Raw genomic sequence first — 17,439 nt, 5'->3', positions numbered from 1 at the left:
ATCTTGAGTTTTATGATCCTCTGTATGTTGACTGGAAGTATATCTGATGCCGCACTTTTTCATTGACCGTCCCATTTTTGCATGGGTGATTGCGCTGTTTATTGTCTTAGCCGGAATCTTGTCCATTCCCCGTTTACCGGTAGCTCAATATCCTGCTGTGGCCCCGCCGGGGATTATTATTTCAGTCAGCTATCCTGGCGCCAGTCTGGATGTTATGAACTCGTCGGTCATTTCCCTGATTGAACGTGAGATATCTGGCGTGGACAATTTACTGTATTTTGAGTCCTCCAGTGACACCACCGGTATGGCATCAATTACGGTAACCTTCAAACCCGGAACCGATATCAAACTCGCTCAGATGGATCTGCAAAACCAAATTAAGATTGTGGAGCCTCGTCTGCCACAGGCTGTACGGCAAAATGGTATAAACGTTGAGGCGGCCAACTCCGGTTTCTTGATGATGGTGGGATTAAAATCCCAAAGTGGAGAATATCAGGAGGCCGATTTAAGCGATTATTTTGCCCGAAATGTGACGGATGAACTTCGACGCGTCCCCGGTGTAGGGAAGGTCCAGCTTTTTGGCGGAGAAAAGGCACTCCGTATATGGCTGGATCCAATGAAGTTACACGGCTATGGATTGTCTGTCACGGATGTATTAACCGCGGTCAGTCAGCAAAACGTGATTGTTTCTCCCGGTAGAACGGGGGATGAACCTGCGATTAACGGACAAAGGGTGACCTATCCGATAACCGTCACAGGGCAACTCTCTTCGGTTGAGGCCTTTCGCAATATCACGATTAAATCAGAGACCTCGGGGGCTCGTCTGACATTAGCCGATGTCGCTCGCGTTGAATCCGGGTTACAAAGCTATGCATTTGGAATTCGTGAAAATGGCGTACCCGCAACGGCCGCAGCTATTCAGCTTTCTCCTGGCGCCAATGCTATCAACACGGCATCGGGTATCCGCTCACGATTAACAGAACTATCAGGCGTTCTTCCCGAAGGAATGACCTTTACCGTTCCTTTCGATACGGCTCCATTTGTTAAACTTTCTATCCTGAAAGTGGTTGAGACGTTTGTTGAAGCCATGGTTCTGGTTTTTCTCGTTATGCTGCTTTTTCTGCACAAGATTCGCTGTACGCTGATTCCTGCGGTAGTGGCGCCAGTAGCGCTGTTAGGCACCTTTACGATTATGTTATTAAGCGGTTTTTCGATTAATATTCTGACCATGTTTGGCATGGTGCTGGCTATCGGGATTATCGTCGATGACGCCATCGTTGTTGTCGAGAATGTCGAGCGCTTGATCGAAGAAAAAAACTTAACCCCGCGCGATGCAACGCGAGAAGCGATGCGTGAAATTACGCCAGCAATTATCGGTATTACGCTGGTGCTTACCGCGGTATTTATTCCAATGGCTTTTGCTAGCGGGTCCGTCGGTATTATTTACCGGCAGTTCTGTATTTCGATGGCGGTATCTATTTTACTCTCAGCATTCCTGGCGCTGACGTTAACCCCGGCGCTTTGTGCAACCCTGCTCAAGCCCCATAGCCAACATCAGAGTAAAGGCAGAACCTTTTCCGTATGGTTTAATACCCATTTTCATTCTCTGACGTCGTTTTACGCCTCCGGCCTGGGATTTGTTATTAAGCATGCCGGCCGTATGATGATGATCTACGCCGCTTTATGCCTCGCGCTGTATGCTGGTCTGTCTTCCTTACCTTCGTCATTTTTGCCTGATGAGGATCAGGGCTATTTTATGTCGTCAATCCAGCTCCCTTCAGACGCCACCATGCAGCGAACGCTTAAGGTTGTCGAAAAGTTTGAAGACGAAATCGCCCTTCGGCAGGCGGTGGAAAGTAATATTATGATTCTGGGATTTGGTTTTTCTGGCTCTGGTCAGAACTCAGCAATGGCTTTCACCACGCTGAAGGACTGGAAACAACGCGGCGGGACGACTGCGCAAGACGAAGCTGACCATATTCAGTCCACAATGACGGGTGTGCCGGATGCCGTCACGATGAGCCTGTTGCCGCCCGCGATTTCTGATATGGGAACCTCATCTGGCTTCACCTATTATTTGCAGGACAGAGGCAGTAAAGGTTATCAGGCGCTAAAAAAAGCGGCGGATGATCTGGTTGCGCATGCCAATCAGAATCATCAATTGGCCGATGTCTATATTGATGGATTAGGTGAGGGGGCGCGTCTGACTCTCAATGTCGACAGGGAAAAAGCGGAAGCGATGGGCGTGTCGTTTGATGAGATTAATCAAACCCTTTCCGTCGCCACGGGTTCCAATTATGTCAATGACTATACGAATAATGGTCGGGTTCAGCAGGTGATTGTCCAGGCCGATGCGCCACACCGGATGCAGCCGGAACAATTGCTGACCTTGTCAGTCAGAAATCGCCTGGGGCAGATGCTTCCGTTATCCACTTTTGCGACGCTTTCGTGGAATGTCGCTCCGCAGCAGTTGAATCGCTATCAGGGATATCCTGCCATTCGCATAACCGGAAGCGCCGCCCAGGGGGAATCTACCGGCACCGCAATGGCGGCAATGGAAAAACTGGCGCGCGACTTACCGTCGGGGTTTGCAGGAGAGTGGGCGGGGAGTTCGTTACAAGAAAAGGCCTCTGCGTCGCAGCTTCCGGGGTTGATTGTGCTGTCAATGTTAGTGGTCTTTATGGTGCTTGCCGCGCTGTATGAAAGCTGGTCCGTACCCTTTGCGGTAATGTTTGTTGTCCCCCTGGGACTGCTTGGCGCAGTGCTGGCCGTAACCGTGGCAAATATGACTAACGACGTATTTTTCAAAGTGGGCCTGATAACCCTGATTGGGCTTTCCGCCAAGAATGCGATTCTGATTATTGAATTTGCAAGGCAATTAATCGCTGAAGGCAAAACTCTGCTTGAGGCAACGTTAACCGCGTCGAAGCAGCGTTTACGCCCAATACTGATGACATCGCTGGCGTTTACATTAGGTGTTGTTCCACTGATGCTTGCCAGCGGGGCAAGTGACAGCACTCAGCATGCTATCGGTACCGGCGTTTTCGGCGGCATGATTAGCGCAACGCTGCTTGCCGTTTTCTTTGTGCCGGTATTTTTCGTGGTGATTACCCGCTTTACTGGCATGCGAAAACGTCGCCACAAGAAAAAGCGGAACGACTAATCGCAGTCATATTTTCCAGCCAGTAAACATCCTGCGTAGCGCGCGACTGGCTGGTATTTTATCAACTGGAAAACTATTTGAGGTCCTCATGAGCATAATGACCACCCCAAGGTTGATTATTCGCCCTTTCAAGGCAAAAGATGCAGCCGCGCTTTTCGATTACCTTGCTTCACCACGTGCCCCTTGTTTTCAGGATGAAAAATTGCATTCAATCGCAGAGGCGCAGGTTGAAGTGGCCAGACGGGCCAATGATCCAGGGCTGTTTGCCATTTGTATAAAAGAGACTGATACGTTAATCGGGCACCTGTTTGCGGAAAATAGCGGCGAGCCGGACCGCAACACCTGGTCGGTGGGCTGGCATTTTAATCAGCGTTATGAAAAGCAGGGTTATGCGACAGAATCGGTTACTGCTCTTTTCGATTATTTATTTAATGAGAAAGGGGCAAGGCGTTTGTATGCCTGGGTCGAGGATTATAATCAGGCTTCGCAAAAACTATGCGAACGCTTGCATATGCGACGCGAAGGCTGCTTTAAAGAGTTTGTCTCCTTCGTCAGTGAGAATGGTCACAAGCGATATGATGATACCTACATTTATGCGCTGCTGCGTAAAGAATGGCTTAAATAGAGAATCCGTCTAAGCGTGTCATGTCCGCCCTGGTTGTAAGTTCATAGCGGCCGTCAAAGCCGCTAATAATAGTGGTTGAAAGGCGGTCAGGGATGACGGGAATATATGCCAATATTGCTAAGGTATAAATGGAGTGGGGGCAAGAAGTGGGATCGTCTGAAACCGTAATGAAAATCGTGATGCTGACCATTGTGGTCAGCCTGGCCGCGGGCTGCGCGCCGTTACATCCTTCCGACTGCCATAAAACCACGGCATTGGGGAATTGCAGTTCAGGGCGCTGGGAGGATCAGGATGCATGGGGGGCGCAAGCGCGGGCAATCAGGGCGGCGATCAATGCCAAACTTGATGAGCCGCAACGCTGGCAAGGGAAAAAATGCAGGCTGCATATTGAATTTGCTCAGGACGGCACGGCTTTCAACATATCAACCAGCAACGGTAATAAAACCTATTGCGAAGCGATAAAATCGGCAGCCCAAAAAGCCAAATTTCCAGCCTTCAACAATGCGGAAGTCTATCGAGATTTTCAAAAATCCGGCTTCGATATGCGCGGTTAGCCCGATAATAATCCATTCCAGGTCGGCTCTTCGCTCAGAGTGGACCTCTTGACGCTTTAGGCGGTCCGCTTCGTGCCAGGAGCGGACATTGATACCATTGATCTATGTTAGCTTATGAGGATCAAATCAGGATGTCCTCATGGGTGATATGAGGACATTGCTGATGTCGTGATGTGCTCATTAGTGGGAAACAATCACTATCGCTTTGCCTCGCAAGCAATCTTCAGGGCTAACCCTGCCAGTACAGTACCCATAAACCAACGTTGCGCTTTTATCCATGAAGGACGACTTGAAAGAAACCCTGCTATTGAACCTGCAACAAGGACAATCATGGAATTTACCATCAGGCTTATAAAGATTTGGACACATCCAAGGGCCAGTGACTGACTTAGAACGCTGCCATGGTCTGGTTGAATAAATTGTGGAAGCAAAGATAAATACATGATGGCAATTTTAGGGTTAGCGAGATTAGTAATGAAGCCCATCATAAATAGTTTATTAGGGCCATCAACCGACATCTCTTTAACGGAAAAAGGGGCATTTCCACCGGGTTTTACAGCTTGCCAGGCGAGATAGAGAAGGTAAGCAGCTCCACCAAAACGAAGTAAATCATAGGCATAAGGAATGGCAAACACAAATGCTGTTATGCCGAATGCGGCACAAAGCATGTAGAAGACAAAGCCAAGCGCAATGCCGCCCAGGGAAATAAGCCCAGCGCGTTTTCCCTGGCAAATGGAGCGAGAAATTAAATAGATCATGTTTGGGCCGGGAGTTAATACCATTCCTAACGCAACCAGACCAAAAGTAAGAATATGTACGTAATCAGGCATAACTTATCTCCAAGGAAGGTTATGCCCAGACGCGCGGCTAGCAATGACCCATGCTCCCCGATAGTGATCTATCTTTAAGCGTCAGTAACATGAGCGCATTTATTATTACACAATATCAACAACACAGGGCTTCGCAAATCATAAACATTAATTGCTGCGGCAGTGAGCAGTTTACTCTATTCTCAGGGCCTTATGGTTATGGCCGCCGAAATGGGCCTAAATGCCTGTATATGTCGAATTAACCGCTTACTTAAGTCCCAGCTCCTCAGTACTCAGGACACTTTCAGCCGCCCGGCGGGCGGCTCGCAGTCTTATCTTATTTCTCAGAATAAAAGCTCCAGTCCGCTGCTGTCGCGAGCGTCACAAATGGGCCAGCCAGGGTGACGTTATGATGGTTGATGATTTCATTAGCTGACAGGTAGCTGTTATCCATTGTCGTATGCGCATCTGAAATCAGCACAGTCCTGAATCCCAGCCCGGGCGCTGCACGGCAGGTAGTGTCCACACAGAATTCTGTTTTCATCCCGGCGATGACAAGTTGTTTTATTCCCCGCCTGCCTAGCTGAAGCTGCAGGCTCGTATCCCGGAAACAGCTGGGATACTTTTTGATAAAAACGACGTCGTGCTCAGCGTTCACACCCATTTCGGGTATCAGTTGTGTTAAGGGACTTTGCGCAGAAAAGGAGGAATCGTCAGGTCCGGTGTGACGGGCAAAAAAGACTGGCACCTGCGCCTGCCTGGCTTTTTCTATAAGCAGGCAGATGTTTGACAAAATCGTGTCTGCGAGATGCGGTGAAGCGGGGCCACGGAAAAGCCCCTGCTGCATATCAATAACTAAAAGTGCATTTTCGGATGAACTCATGATGTATCTCCATTCAGTAAATCATGAACGGAGAGACATTCTTCCCCGTCCGGTTTGGCGGGGAGTCAGAATCTGTTTTGTCAGGAGCCAGTCACAGATGCGCACACGCCGCCGAAGGTTTCGGTGGTGGTAACGGTGGTCGCTGACTGAACTGGCTTAATCATTTTCCGGCGTTCTCTTTTGAGTTGAGAATCAGTAAACCTAAAAATCTTAAAAAAGGCTCTTCATCTTTTAGCACTGGGAGTTAACGATTTCAACGGATATGTTTCCTGATTGATAACGTACCCTATTGGTATTTTCCGACAATAATTTAGCTTCCGCTTCTCGCTCATAAGGGACAACCATACTCAAATCTCCCACATTGCAGGAGATTTGAGTATGAACACGTCACCGTGGAACAAAGACCGTATCATCGGCCAAAAAAGACCACTTCAGATATCTCATATCTGGGGGATCCGAATCCGGCTTGAACTGGAAGGTAAAACGCGCGATTTAGCTCTGTTCAATATGGCTCTGGACAGTAAGCTACGAGGCTGTGATCTGGTCAAACTCAAAGTATCTGATGTTGCATATGGTAGCTCTGTTTCAAGCAGAGCTACGGTGTTGCAACAGAAAACCGGTAGCCCTGTGCAGTTTGAGATAACCAAAGGGACAAGAGAAGCTGTTGCTGCATTGATAAAGCTTGGCAATTTGCATAGTAAAGACTTCTTGTTTTGGTCTCGAGTCGGAACTAACCAGCCCATATCTACCCGGCAATACAACCGAATTTTTCATGGGTGGATAGAAAAGCTTGGTCTCGAAGATTCGCTTTACAGCACACATTCCATGAGAAGAACAAAACCTTACCTAATCTACAAGAAAACCAAGAATCTCCGGGTGATCCAACTTCTGTTGGGCCATAAGAAACTGGAAAGCACAGTCCGTTATCTGGGCATTGAAGTCGATGATGCATTAGAGATCTCTGAATCGATCGAAGTCTAAGGTTGTCAGGGCTGCATCAGCAGCCCTGTGCCAGAAGCGGACGTTGTACAGAACACGCGAGTTTCCCCTGAATGCCTGAACTCATCATCGAAAAGATATCTAAACAGATCCATTATACTTAAGCACATCAATTAACAGAGAAAATGCCGAACCCGCATGGCGGCGGTGTGGGTAGTACAGATGATACCCTGGTAAGTCGGGTGTAAATTTCTCCAGAACGCGGGTCAGTTTTTTTTCTTCAATAGCCTGCTGAACCTGGTCATAAGGCAGATACGTGAGGCCGTGCCCGTCAATCGCTGCATCGAGGATCAGGTCTATCGTATTCAATAGCAGTTGTCCTTCCATGCGAACCCTGACTTCGCGCCCTCCACGCACTAATCTCCAGCGATTCGCGGTACCCGATGAAGGAAGGTACAGATTAATAGCCTGATGATCGACCAGGTGCGCCACAGACACTGGAATACCTTTTCGCGAGAGATATTCTGGCGCACCAACAATTGCCATCGGGATATCGGGCCCGATTCGAACAGCAATCATATCCTTATCCATCTCTCCCCCCAGGCGAACCCCGGCATCAAAACGCTCTGAGACGACATCAGTCAGGCCGTAATCGATGAGCAACTGCACATTAATGTCAGGGTGAGATTTCAACAGCGTGCGCATGGCGGGCAACAATATGGTCTTTGCGGCATGTTCCACTGTGGTAATGCGTATTGTGCCTGAGGGGCGGTCACGCAGATCGCCTAATGAGGCCAGGGTCGAGTCTATGTCGTGCAGCATTGGACCAAGAACAGACAAGAGGTGTTCACCCGCCTCTGTGGGAACAACACTGCGTGTAGTACGCGTCAGAAGCCGCAGGCTCAGGCGCTCTTCTGTTCGGCGCACTATCTGGCTTAGCGCTGACTGGGCCATGCCCAGACGGGCGGCAGCCCGGGTGAAACTACGCTCTTCGGCGACGGCCACAAATGCCATCAGATCGGCTATCTCATCGCGTTTCATCTCTGTGTTTTCATCCGGCAATTAATCATTTAAATGATAAGTCCAATCATTATTTTGGGTCTAATCATCTTAATGATCAATGGCTATAGTTATCCCATCAAACATGACAGATAGCCGACAGCCCAATGAGGAACCGGATGATGAACCAGAAAATCAGCTTCACCAACAGCAATATCCCGACAATTTCTTTGTCCGCTGTACTTTATTTTCCACCCGCATTTGATGAAAGCCGCAAGTACCCGGCCATTGTGGTTTCTCATCCGGGGGGCGGCGTTAAGGAACAAACCGCCGGTACCTATGCCGAAAAGCTGGCAGAACAAGGGTTTGTGACCGTGGCTTACGATGCGTCTTATCAGGGCGAAAGCGGCGGCGAACCGCGCCAGCTGGAAAACCCATATATCCGTACCGAAGATGTCAGCGCAGTGATTGATTACCTGACCACGCTTCCTTATGTCGACACCGCGCGAATTGGCGCGATGGGAATATGCGCCGGTGCGGGCTACACCGCCAATGCCGCGATTCAGGATCGCCGTATCAAGGCCATCGGAACCGTCAGCGCCGTCAATATCGGCTCGATGTTCCGCAACGGCTGGGAAAACAATGTGAAATCCATTGATGCGCTGCCGTACGTTGAAGCGGGTTCAAATGCCCGTAGTACCGATATTAGCAGCGGTGAGTATGCCACCATGCCGCTGGCGCCCATGAAAGAGTCTGATGCACCAAATGAAGAATTGCGCCAGGCCTGGGAGTACTACCACACGCCACGGGCACAGTACCCGACGGCCCCTGGATACGCCACGCTGCGCAGCCTCAACCAGATCATTACCTACGACGCGTACCATATGGCGGAGATTTACCTGACCCAGCCGCTGCAAATTGTGGCGGGTAGCGTAGCGGGAAGTAAATGGATGAGTGACGACCTGTACGATCGCGCCTCAGGCCAGGACAAGCGGTACCACATTGTCGAAGGCGCCAACCACATGGACTTGTATGACGGTAAAGCCTACGTTGCGGAAGCCGTTTCCGTATTAGCCCCGTTCTTTGAGGAGACGCTGTAATGAAAGATGTTCAAATCCAGAACGCCGATATGGCCTGGCACATTGCGGCCAGCATTCATTTTCCACCGGCGTTCGATGAGTCAAAACAGTATCCGACAATTATCAGCGTCCACCCTTTTGGCAGCTGTAAGGAACAGACGTCCGGCAATGTCTACGGAAAAGTGCTGGCTGAAGCAGGCTATGTCGCGATCGCCTATGACGCCAGTTTCCAGGGGGGATCCGGCGGCTCTCCACGCTGGGTGGAGGATCCGAATCAGCGCGTGGAAGATATCAGTCGCGTTATTGATTACGCCGTAACGCTGCCTTACGTCGATGCTGAACGGATTGGCGTGCTGGGTATTTGCGGCGGCGGTGGCTATGCCATTAATGCCACACTGACGGAGAAGCGTATTAAAGCCGTGGTGAGCATCACCGGCGTAAACATCGGCCGTCTTTTTCGCGAAGGTTTCAGCAATTACGACCCTATTGGCGCGCTGAATGCGATGGCGGCACAGCGTACAAATGAAGCCCGAGGAGGGGAAATTCAGGTTAATGAACTGCTCCCCGCCAGCCCGGAAATAGCAATGGCCAGTGGACTGACTGAGCGTGACGTGTTTGAGGCAACAGACTACTACAAAACGCCGCGCGGCCAGCAGCCAGGTGGGGCAACGCGAATGGTGTTCTCACATGCGCAGAAAACGCTGGCCTGGGATGCCTTCGCTTTTGCGGAAGTGTTGCTGACTCAACCCGTGATGGTGGTGGTCGGTGAAAAAGTGGGCGCTTTCGGGGCTTACCGTGATGGTCTGGAAATCTATGGACGGGCTGCCGTTTCCCGTGACCGCCAGTTAGTCTCATTAGCCGATTTTTCGCATTACGAACTGTATGACAAACCGGAAGCGGTTCGTGAAGCGATGTCAAAAGTGCTTCCGTTCTTTGCCGCACACCTGGAGTAATGCCCCGTGAAAAACATCATTCAAAAAGTCCTGGTACTTGGCGCCAGCGGGCAGATTGCCCGCCATGTTATCGACCAATTAGCGGATAAACCGGGCGTCACACAGACATTATTTGCCCGTCATCCGGTCAAAATCCACACACCACACCCGCTCAATAGCCGGATTATCATGGGCGATGTGTTAAACCATACAGCGCTGGAACAGGCCATGGTGGGTCAGGATGTGGTGTACGCCAACCTGACCGGGGAAGATTTGGATCTTCAGGCGAAGGCGGTGATTGCGGCGATGAAAGCCGCTGGCGTAAGACGCCTGATTTTCGTCCTTTCTCTCGGTATTTATGATGAAGTCCCGGGGAAATTCGGCGAGTGGAATAACGCCACTATCGGCGAACCGCTCAGGCCATTCCGCCGTGCGGCTGACGCGATTGAAGCCTCCGGGCTGGATTACACCATCCTGCGTCCGGCCTGGCTGACGGATGAAGATACGGTTGATTATGAGCTCACTACCCGCAATGAGCCGTTCAAAGGCACGGTGGTATCCCGCAAAAGCGTTGCCGCATTAATCAGCGATATGATTGATAAACCTGAACAACATATTGGTGAAAATATCGGTGTTAACCAGCCCGGGACCGATGGCGACAAGCCGTACTTTATGTAAATCAATTATGCCCTTTTACCCGTACAGCCTGAATTGCAGTACGGGTTCTTAAACTTATCAAGGTGAGCTGAGATGAATCGTATTTGGTTTGTAACCGGGGCTGCCCGCGGTATGGGGGCCAGTATAGTGAATGCCGCTTTGCAGCAGGGAGATCGTGTGGTGGCAACGGGACGTAATATGGACAAATTACGCCAAATATTCAGCACGGTAGCGGCGGAGAATATTGCGCTGCTGGAGCTTGATGTTCGCGATGAGCACCAGGCTAAGGTTGCCGTTGATGCCGCTATTCGCCGTTTCGGGCGTATTGATGTTCTGGTTAACAACGCAGGATTCTGCCTGCTGGGTCGCTTTGAAGAGGCAACCGCTGAACAAATTGAGCTGCAGTTTACCACCAACGTGTTCGGCACGGCCAATGTGCTACGCGCTGTGTTACCAGTCATGCGCCAGCAGCGTAGCGGACGCATTATTAATACGTCCTCGATCGCGGGTGTCAAAGCGGTCGCAAACGCCACATTTTACTCAGCTTCGAAATTTGCCGTTGAAGGTATGACCCTGGCACTTGCCGATGAAGTTGCGCCGCTTGGTATTCATGTCACCGCAATTGAGCCCGGTTTTTTCCGCACCGAGTTTCTCAGTAATAGTTCGGCCCACTATGGCGAAAAAAAGATTGAGGACTATGCCGATTATGGCGATGCGCGTGAGCTGCTGGCATCCGCAGATGGTCAACAGCAAGGGGACCCGGCCAAACTCGCACAGGTGGTTTGTCAGGTGGTTGAAATGGAGAACCCACCTCGACAGCTGCTAATAGGAAATGACGCTATCAGTTTTGTAATGCCTTCGCTGGAAGCCCGTATTAAAGAGATACGCGAATTTGCGGTGCTGAGTAATACCACTGATTTTGATTAATGGGTGTAAGCACCCGATGCTTTAAATATCGAGAGTACAATGACTGACTTATTAACCCAGGCCTTCACGTTTAAAAATGGCCTCAGGATGCGTAACCGCGTCGTTATGGCACCGATGACCACATGGTCCGCTAATGACGATGAAACGATTTCAGATGAAGAAGTAAACTATTATCGGGCGCGCGCTACCGGTGTGGGATTAGTGATAACGGGATGCGCTCATGTTCAGAGAAACGGTGTGGGTTTCACCAATGAATTCGCAGCCTACGATGATCGTTTTATCCCGAGTCTGAGGAAACTGGCTGATGCAGCAAAAAGCGGGGGGGCGCTGGCAATCCTGCAACTGTTTCATGCCGGTAATAAAGCGGTTCCCGAACTCATCCCTGGTGGAGAGTTCGTCAGCGCCAGCGCCCTGGCCGCTCCGGCTGGCCCTTTTAATCGTGGCGAACAAGCCAGCCGGGCTTTGGGTCATGACGAAATTTCTGGTGTCATTCATGACTTCGGCGAAGCCACTCGCCGCGCAATTGAGGCCGGTTTTGATGGTGTTGAATTGCACGGTGCGCATGGTTTTCTTATCCAGAATTTCTTCTCCCCCTGGTTTAACCAGCGTACTGACGAATGGGGTGGTTCATTAGCAAACCGGATGCGTTTTCCGCTGGAGGTCGTTAGGGAAGTCCGGCGGGTTATTGAAACTCATGCCGGGAAACCCTTTTTATTGGGTTACCGGTTATCGCCGGAAGAGTCAGGAGACGGAGGATTACGGATTAATGACTCCCAGGCTCTGGCTGGTCAGTTAGAGAAAGAGACTCTCATTGACTATCTCCATATCTCACTCCACGACGTACTGACCGATCGGCCGCAGGGCAGTGAGGGTAAGGATACGATCCTGGCGCGGTTTGTAGAGCAGTTTAATGGGCGTTTGCCTTTGCTGGCAGCGGGAAAAATTACTTCGTCACAAGCGGCTCAACGGTCTCTGAAGGCCGGGTTGTCACTGGTTGCCTTAGGTCGGACGATTGTCATGAATCCCAACTGGATGGAACTGGTGCAGGCAGGCCATGAGGATAAGGTAAAAAACAAACTTATCCTGTCTCAACGCTCAGATGAATTGGCGATCCCTGAAAAACTATGGCATGCGATTCAGAAGACTCCCGGATGGTTCCCGACATAAAAAGAGCTGTGTAACCGGACTTCAGTACAGGTAATCCTGGAATATACCGTTTTACCTGTAACTATCTGGAAGATGGAGCTACAACTTGTAGCTTTCTATTCGTACAGGGCGAGAAGGTCCGCTCCTCGCTCAAAGCTGACCCTCATCGGAACCAACGTTGCCTGGATTCTTTCCCGAGATCAAAACGCTTTCGTCGTTCAAGTTAGTGTAAAACGGCATCTTCACTCACAGACCGGCTCAGGGATTAATCATCGCCACTGAATGCCGGTTCTTTGGAATATTACCGGGTTTAATGCACCCTTTAATATCGTCATGCAGCAAGCAGACAATCCTGAAGGGCGGACCTGCTTGCTATTGGCACGGATAGTCTGGATATCAGCTCAAGCATGCTACGGCCAGACGGGTATCCCGTGTTAAACACCTTTTTGCCTGCTTTTGAAGTAACCTGCCCATTGTAACAACAGGCTAAATGACGCGGGTAATACCGTTAAGGTAACCAGCGTCGCAACCAGCAGTCCGCCGATAATCGCATAAGCCATTGGCCCCCAGAATACCTGATGCGAGATAGGGATCATGCCCAGAACGGCGGCGCAGGCTGTCAGACAGATGGGTCTGGCGCGGTGCTTTGCGGCGGCAATAATCGCCTCATCGTTAACCATACCCTGCGCAAGATTGCTGTCCACCTCGCTAATCAGGATCACCGCGTTACGAATGATCATCCCCGCCAGGGCGATTACGCCCAGCAGCGCGACAAACCCCATCGGCGTTCCGCCGGGCAACATCGCCAGTACGATCCCCGGTAAACCAAACGGGGCCATCAGGAGGGCAAGCAACATCCGGGAATATCGCCGCAGCTGAAGCATCAGCAGTAGCAACATGATGACAAGCGTCACGGGAAGAACGGTAAACACCGAGCTATTTCCCTTAGCGGATTCGGCAACCGCGCCGCCTTCTTCAATGCTGTAACCCGCAGGCAGCTCCGCACGGAGTTTATCTACCGCCGGACGCAGAGCCGCGGATACCGCTTCGGCCCGGCTCCCCGGGGCAAGATCCGTTTGCACCGTGATAAAAGGCAACCGCTGCCGACGCCAGATCACCGGATCATCCACGCCCCAGACCGGCGTCGCGACGGCGCTGAGCGGGATTTTTTTACCGTCATTCCCCTGAATCGTCAGTGAGGAGAGGGTGGCGGTGCTAAGACGCTCATTGTCCCTGGCCCGGAGCACCACATCGACAAGGCGGTCATTATCCCTGAGCGATGTGACAATGCTGCCGGACCAGACCGTATTCAGCGTCCGGGCGAGACTTTCTGATGATATTCCCGCCGCTCTGGCAGCAGTCTGATTCACTTTAAGGGTAATTATTCTCTCCGGTTCTCCCGCCGTCTGGTTAACTTCGCGTGATAATGGCGAGCGGCCAATCACCTCCGTCAGCCGGTTCGCTAGCGCCCGGACCTGCAGATAATCAGGCCCGCTTACCCGATATTTGAGCGGCCAGCCGACGGGTGGCCCAAGCTCAAGGGGTGAGACACGCGTGATGATGTCGCTAAATTGCGTCGCCAGTATCCGGTTCAACTGTTGATGCAGACGATCCCGTGCGTCAAGATCTTTGGCCACCACAACCAGCTGGGCGATATTTTCATTCTCCAGCAGCACATCCATCGGCAGGTAAAAACGTATGGCCCCCGATCCGACGTACGACGAGTAATGATCGATATTGCTGTTGCCCGTCAGCATTTTTTCAAGCCTTTCTACCTCTCTTTGCGTTTCCGGCTGCGACGCGTTTGCCGGAAGTGTCAGGCTGACCAGCAGCTCTGGCCGATCGGAGGCGGGAAAAAACTCGCCCTGCATAAATGTCGTTCCATAAACTGACAGCCCCAGAGCGGAAAGCGCAAACAGTACGGTGACCAGCCGGTGGCGCAGCGCCAGGGTTAAAAGCCCCCCGTATCCGCGAGCGATACGCCCCGGTCCTGCCGCGTGATGTCTGACTTTTTCCGGCAGCAGCCATGTCCCCGTCAACGGAGAAAACAGGATCGCGACAACCCAGGAACAAAGCAGGGCAATGAGCACCACCGCAAAGAGGGAAAAACAGTATTCGCCGGCGCTGGAGGCGGCAAAACCCACGGGAATAAAACCGGCAATCATCACCAGGGTGCCGGTGAGCATCGGGAATGCCGTCGTTTTGAAAGCGCAGGTGGCCGCGTGTCGACGGGAATCTCCGGCTTCCAGTCGGGAGACCATCGTTTCTACGGTTATCATGGCGTCATCCACCAGCAGACCCAGAGCAATGATCAACGCGCCGAGCGAGATACGCTGAAGACCGATGCCAGCCAGCATCATGCCGGCGAAGGTCATGGCCAGCACCAGTGGGATTGCCGCCGCCACCACCAGTCCTGCCCGTAAACCGAGAGAGACAAATGAAACCGCCAGAACGATAACAACGGCCTCGATAAGCACCCGGATAAAACCACTTACCGCGTCACTGACCACCGCTGACTGATCGGCGATTTTAACCATCTCTATTCCGTGCGGCAGACCGGTGCTGATGGCCGCCATTCGGGCATTCAGCGCGGCGCCGAAACGCAACATATTGCCTGTCGGCGCCATTGAAACCGCCAGCCCGATAGCCGGTTTTCCGTTAACCCGCCAGGCTGGGGCAGGCGGCTCGGCGGTTTCCCGCGTGAGGGTGGCGATGTCAGTCAACGGGATATAGCGATTGTTAATATGTAGCGTGACGGCCCGTAAACTCTCTTCGCAAGTAAGCGCTCCGCTGACCTTTAGCGCGATATTTTCCTGCCCGGTGCGCATAATCCCTGCCGGGACCACCGCGTTTTGCGCCCTGAGGGCATCGGCGACCTCCTGAATATCCAGACCCATCCCCGCCAGACGAGCCGGAGAAAAGGCGAGGACCAGCTGTTCCTGCTGTTCGCCCAGCAGGGTAGTTTTGCCGATATCCGGTAAGGACATGAGCTCACGACGTATTGTCTCTACGCGATCCCGCGTTTCCCGCAAGGTGTAACCCTCGGGAACAAAGCCGTAAATCGTACCGTAGGTGTCGTCAAACTCATCGTTCACGGCGGGGCCCTGAACCCCTTCTGGTAAGGACGGGGCGATATCCTGCATTTTTTTGCGGATCTGATACCAGATATCCGCGACTTTTTGCGGCGGCGTATCATCGCGGAGATTGACATGGATAACGCTGCGACCGGCCCGGGTTTCACTTTCGATATAATCCAGCCAGGGCGTTTCCTGTAGTTTTTTTTCAAGCGTGTCGGTCAGCAGACGGGTCGTATCCCCCACGGATGCTCCCGGCCACTGCGCGGATACGACGGCCGTTTTAATGGTGAAAGCGGGGTCCTCATTACGCGGCAGTCGCTCATAGCAAAATACGCCTAGCGCCATCACCAGCAGCATCAAGAAACTGACCAACTGCTGATTTTCAAGCGCCCAGGCGGACAGGTTAAATTTCTCTCCCGCTGCCGTTTTCATGGCTGGACCTCCCCGGCAATGACCGGTTCGCCCGAACGTAATTTGCTTACGCCAGCCGTAATGACCCGATCGCCAGGCCCAAGACCGGAAGCGATAAAGACGGAGGAGGCCGTGTAATATGCTGGCACCACCACGCGCAACTGCGCCTGTGAGTCAGCGTTGATCACAAAAACAGCCGGTTTATCGCCGGCCCGACTCAGTGCCGATGCGGGAAGGGCGTACCCGTGGGGGGCGGTGGATGGCAACGTCACGGTGACGCTGGCACCCAGTGCCATGGCCTCCGGCGGGTTTATCAGGGTGGCTCTGACGCGCCAGGTGCGGGTCTGAGGATCGGCCTGAGGCGTGATATCCCGTAGCACGGCGGAAGCGTTGACCGCCTGGTTGCTGAGGAGGGAAACCCGCAAATTCGCATTATTCCCGGCTGGGATCTCATCGGGCGTGGCAATATCAAACACCACGTCGCGGGCTTCGCCGGTCGCCAGCGTGAGCACCGACTGGCCCGCGCTGACAACCTGCCCGGCAGAGGCGCTGACGCCGGTGATCACGCCCGCTTGCGGAGAGATCAGGCGTGTCCAGCTCAGACTTTCGCGCGCATTACGCAACGCGGCCTCGCTGCTTTTTAGGCGCGCGCTGGCGACAAGCCAGTCAGCGCGGGCGCTGTCGAGCTGGGTGCGGGCTATCGCGCCTGTTAGTATCAGCTTTTGCATGCGATTGACGTTAAGCGTAGCAACCTGGGCAGAGGCTTTGGCCCCTTCATAGTCAGCCGTTGCGCTGTCGAACTGATTTTTTCCGGTGGTATTTTCAAGCGTGGCCAGCTGTTGTCCGGCGTTGACCCGATCGCCAATATCGACGTCACGCGTCAGGATCCGGCCCTCGGTACGAAAGCTGAGGGTCGTTTCATCGTGGGCATGGATCTCGCCGGTTCTCTCCTCGGTGGGAAGGGAGCGGGCGGCGCCCACGATAACGTAGCGTACCTTTCGCGCCGGGTCTGGCTTATTTTCGTGTTTATCGCCGCAGCCGGTCAGTGGGAAAATAGCCAGCGCAAGCAGGGCCAGAGGGAGAAAATGCAGCCAGGGAAGGGTGCGCGCCACGCCGTACATATGATGCAGACAGTGGCGGAGGGAGAGAAAAAATTCGTCTGACATAACGCCGCTCCATAAAGGTGATGGCGTTATTAAATGCGCGGTAAGTCGAGAAAGATTCGACGTTGTGTCAAG

Annotated in this window: 14 protein-coding genes and 1 riboswitch; of the genes, 9 read left to right on the top strand and 5 right to left on the bottom strand. The window is 52.3% G+C overall.

Going from position 1 to position 17,439, the window contains the following annotated elements:
- Positions 1 to 46: 46 nt before the first annotated feature.
- From Electrica_RS13915 to Electrica_RS13905, 3 genes are all read left to right on the top strand, one after another.
- The gene (locus tag Electrica_RS13915) at positions 47 to 3,163 is read left to right on the top strand and encodes a multidrug efflux RND transporter permease subunit (RefSeq protein ID WP_141964756.1); all 3,117 of its coding nucleotides are present in this window, start codon (positions 47 to 49) and stop codon (positions 3,161 to 3,163) included.
- Between the two features lie 88 nt (positions 3,164 to 3,251).
- Positions 3,252 to 3,788 carry a GNAT family N-acetyltransferase gene (locus Electrica_RS13910; RefSeq protein ID WP_141964755.1) on the top strand — a complete coding sequence of 179 codons (537 nt, stop codon included), beginning with the start codon at positions 3,252 to 3,254 and terminating at the stop codon, positions 3,786 to 3,788.
- Between the two features lie 128 nt (positions 3,789 to 3,916).
- On the top strand, positions 3,917 to 4,342 hold the full coding sequence (locus tag Electrica_RS13905) for a cell envelope integrity TolA C-terminal domain-containing protein (protein WP_141964754.1): 426 nt from the start codon (positions 3,917 to 3,919) through the stop codon (positions 4,340 to 4,342).
- A 197-nt stretch (positions 4,343 to 4,539) separates the two neighbouring features.
- On the opposite strand, the gene Electrica_RS13900 is transcribed toward Electrica_RS13905, so the two are convergent.
- Positions 4,540 to 5,172 (bottom strand): LysE family translocator, encoded by a 633-nt coding sequence (locus Electrica_RS13900; protein ID WP_033783585.1) that lies wholly within the window; start codon positions 5,170 to 5,172, stop codon positions 4,540 to 4,542.
- 16 nt (positions 5,173 to 5,188) lie between these two features.
- Positions 5,189 to 5,271, bottom strand: a riboswitch (ZMP/ZTP riboswitch).
- A 217-nt stretch (positions 5,272 to 5,488) separates the two neighbouring features.
- Positions 5,489 to 6,034: a cysteine hydrolase family protein gene (locus tag Electrica_RS13895; RefSeq protein ID WP_141964753.1), complete on the bottom strand. Its 546-nt coding sequence runs from the start codon at positions 6,032 to 6,034 to the stop codon at positions 5,489 to 5,491.
- Positions 6,035 to 6,412: 378 nt separating this feature from the next.
- On the opposite strand from Electrica_RS13895, the gene Electrica_RS13890 reads away from it, so the two are divergent.
- Positions 6,413 to 7,015, top strand: coding sequence for a site-specific integrase (locus Electrica_RS13890; RefSeq protein WP_141964752.1), 603 nt, complete (start codon positions 6,413 to 6,415; stop codon positions 7,013 to 7,015).
- A 99-nt stretch (positions 7,016 to 7,114) separates the two neighbouring features.
- Here Electrica_RS13890 and Electrica_RS13885 read toward each other — a convergent pair whose 3' ends face one another.
- Positions 7,115 to 8,014 carry a LysR family transcriptional regulator gene (locus Electrica_RS13885; RefSeq protein WP_126765033.1) on the bottom strand — a complete coding sequence of 300 codons (900 nt, stop codon included), beginning with the start codon at positions 8,012 to 8,014 and terminating at the stop codon, positions 7,115 to 7,117.
- Between the two features lie 137 nt (positions 8,015 to 8,151).
- On the opposite strand from Electrica_RS13885, the gene Electrica_RS13880 reads away from it, so the two are divergent.
- From Electrica_RS13880 to Electrica_RS13860, 5 genes are all read left to right on the top strand, one after another.
- Positions 8,152 to 9,072: an alpha/beta hydrolase gene (locus tag Electrica_RS13880; protein WP_126765035.1), complete on the top strand. Its 921-nt coding sequence runs from the start codon at positions 8,152 to 8,154 to the stop codon at positions 9,070 to 9,072.
- The gene (locus Electrica_RS13875; RefSeq protein WP_112203995.1) at positions 9,072 to 10,004 is read left to right on the top strand and encodes an alpha/beta hydrolase; all 933 of its coding nucleotides are present in this window, start codon (positions 9,072 to 9,074) and stop codon (positions 10,002 to 10,004) included. The genes Electrica_RS13880 and Electrica_RS13875 overlap by 1 nt, the downstream gene beginning before the upstream one ends.
- Before the next feature lie 18 nt (positions 10,005 to 10,022).
- A complete protein-coding gene (locus Electrica_RS13870) occupies positions 10,023 to 10,661 on the top strand; it encodes an SDR family oxidoreductase (protein ID WP_142255902.1) in 639 nt (212 codons plus the stop codon).
- Positions 10,662 to 10,733: 72 nt separating this feature from the next.
- Positions 10,734 to 11,567, top strand: a complete 834-nt coding sequence (locus Electrica_RS13865; RefSeq protein ID WP_141964751.1) for an SDR family NAD(P)-dependent oxidoreductase — start codon at positions 10,734 to 10,736, stop codon at positions 11,565 to 11,567.
- Positions 11,568 to 11,606: 39 nt separating this feature from the next.
- Complete coding sequence (locus Electrica_RS13860; RefSeq protein WP_141964750.1) at positions 11,607 to 12,734, top strand: NADH-dependent flavin oxidoreductase; 1,128 nt, start codon at positions 11,607 to 11,609, stop codon at positions 12,732 to 12,734.
- Positions 12,735 to 13,147: 413 nt separating this feature from the next.
- Here the strand turns inward: Electrica_RS13860 and Electrica_RS13855 are convergent, their stop codons facing one another.
- Positions 13,148 to 16,222, bottom strand: a complete 3,075-nt coding sequence (locus Electrica_RS13855; RefSeq protein ID WP_141964749.1) for an efflux RND transporter permease subunit — start codon at positions 16,220 to 16,222, stop codon at positions 13,148 to 13,150.
- A complete protein-coding gene (locus Electrica_RS13850) occupies positions 16,219 to 17,367 on the bottom strand; it encodes an efflux RND transporter periplasmic adaptor subunit (protein WP_141964748.1) in 1,149 nt (382 codons plus the stop codon). Before Electrica_RS13850 ends, Electrica_RS13855 begins: the two co-directional genes overlap by 4 nt.
- Between the last annotated feature and the right edge of the window lie 72 nt (positions 17,368 to 17,439).

Source organism: Klebsiella electrica, assembly GCF_006711645.1.
In the GTDB taxonomy this organism is placed as follows: domain Bacteria; phylum Pseudomonadota; class Gammaproteobacteria; order Enterobacterales; family Enterobacteriaceae; genus Klebsiella; species Klebsiella electrica.
This window is presented reverse-complemented; position numbering and strand designations above follow the sequence as displayed.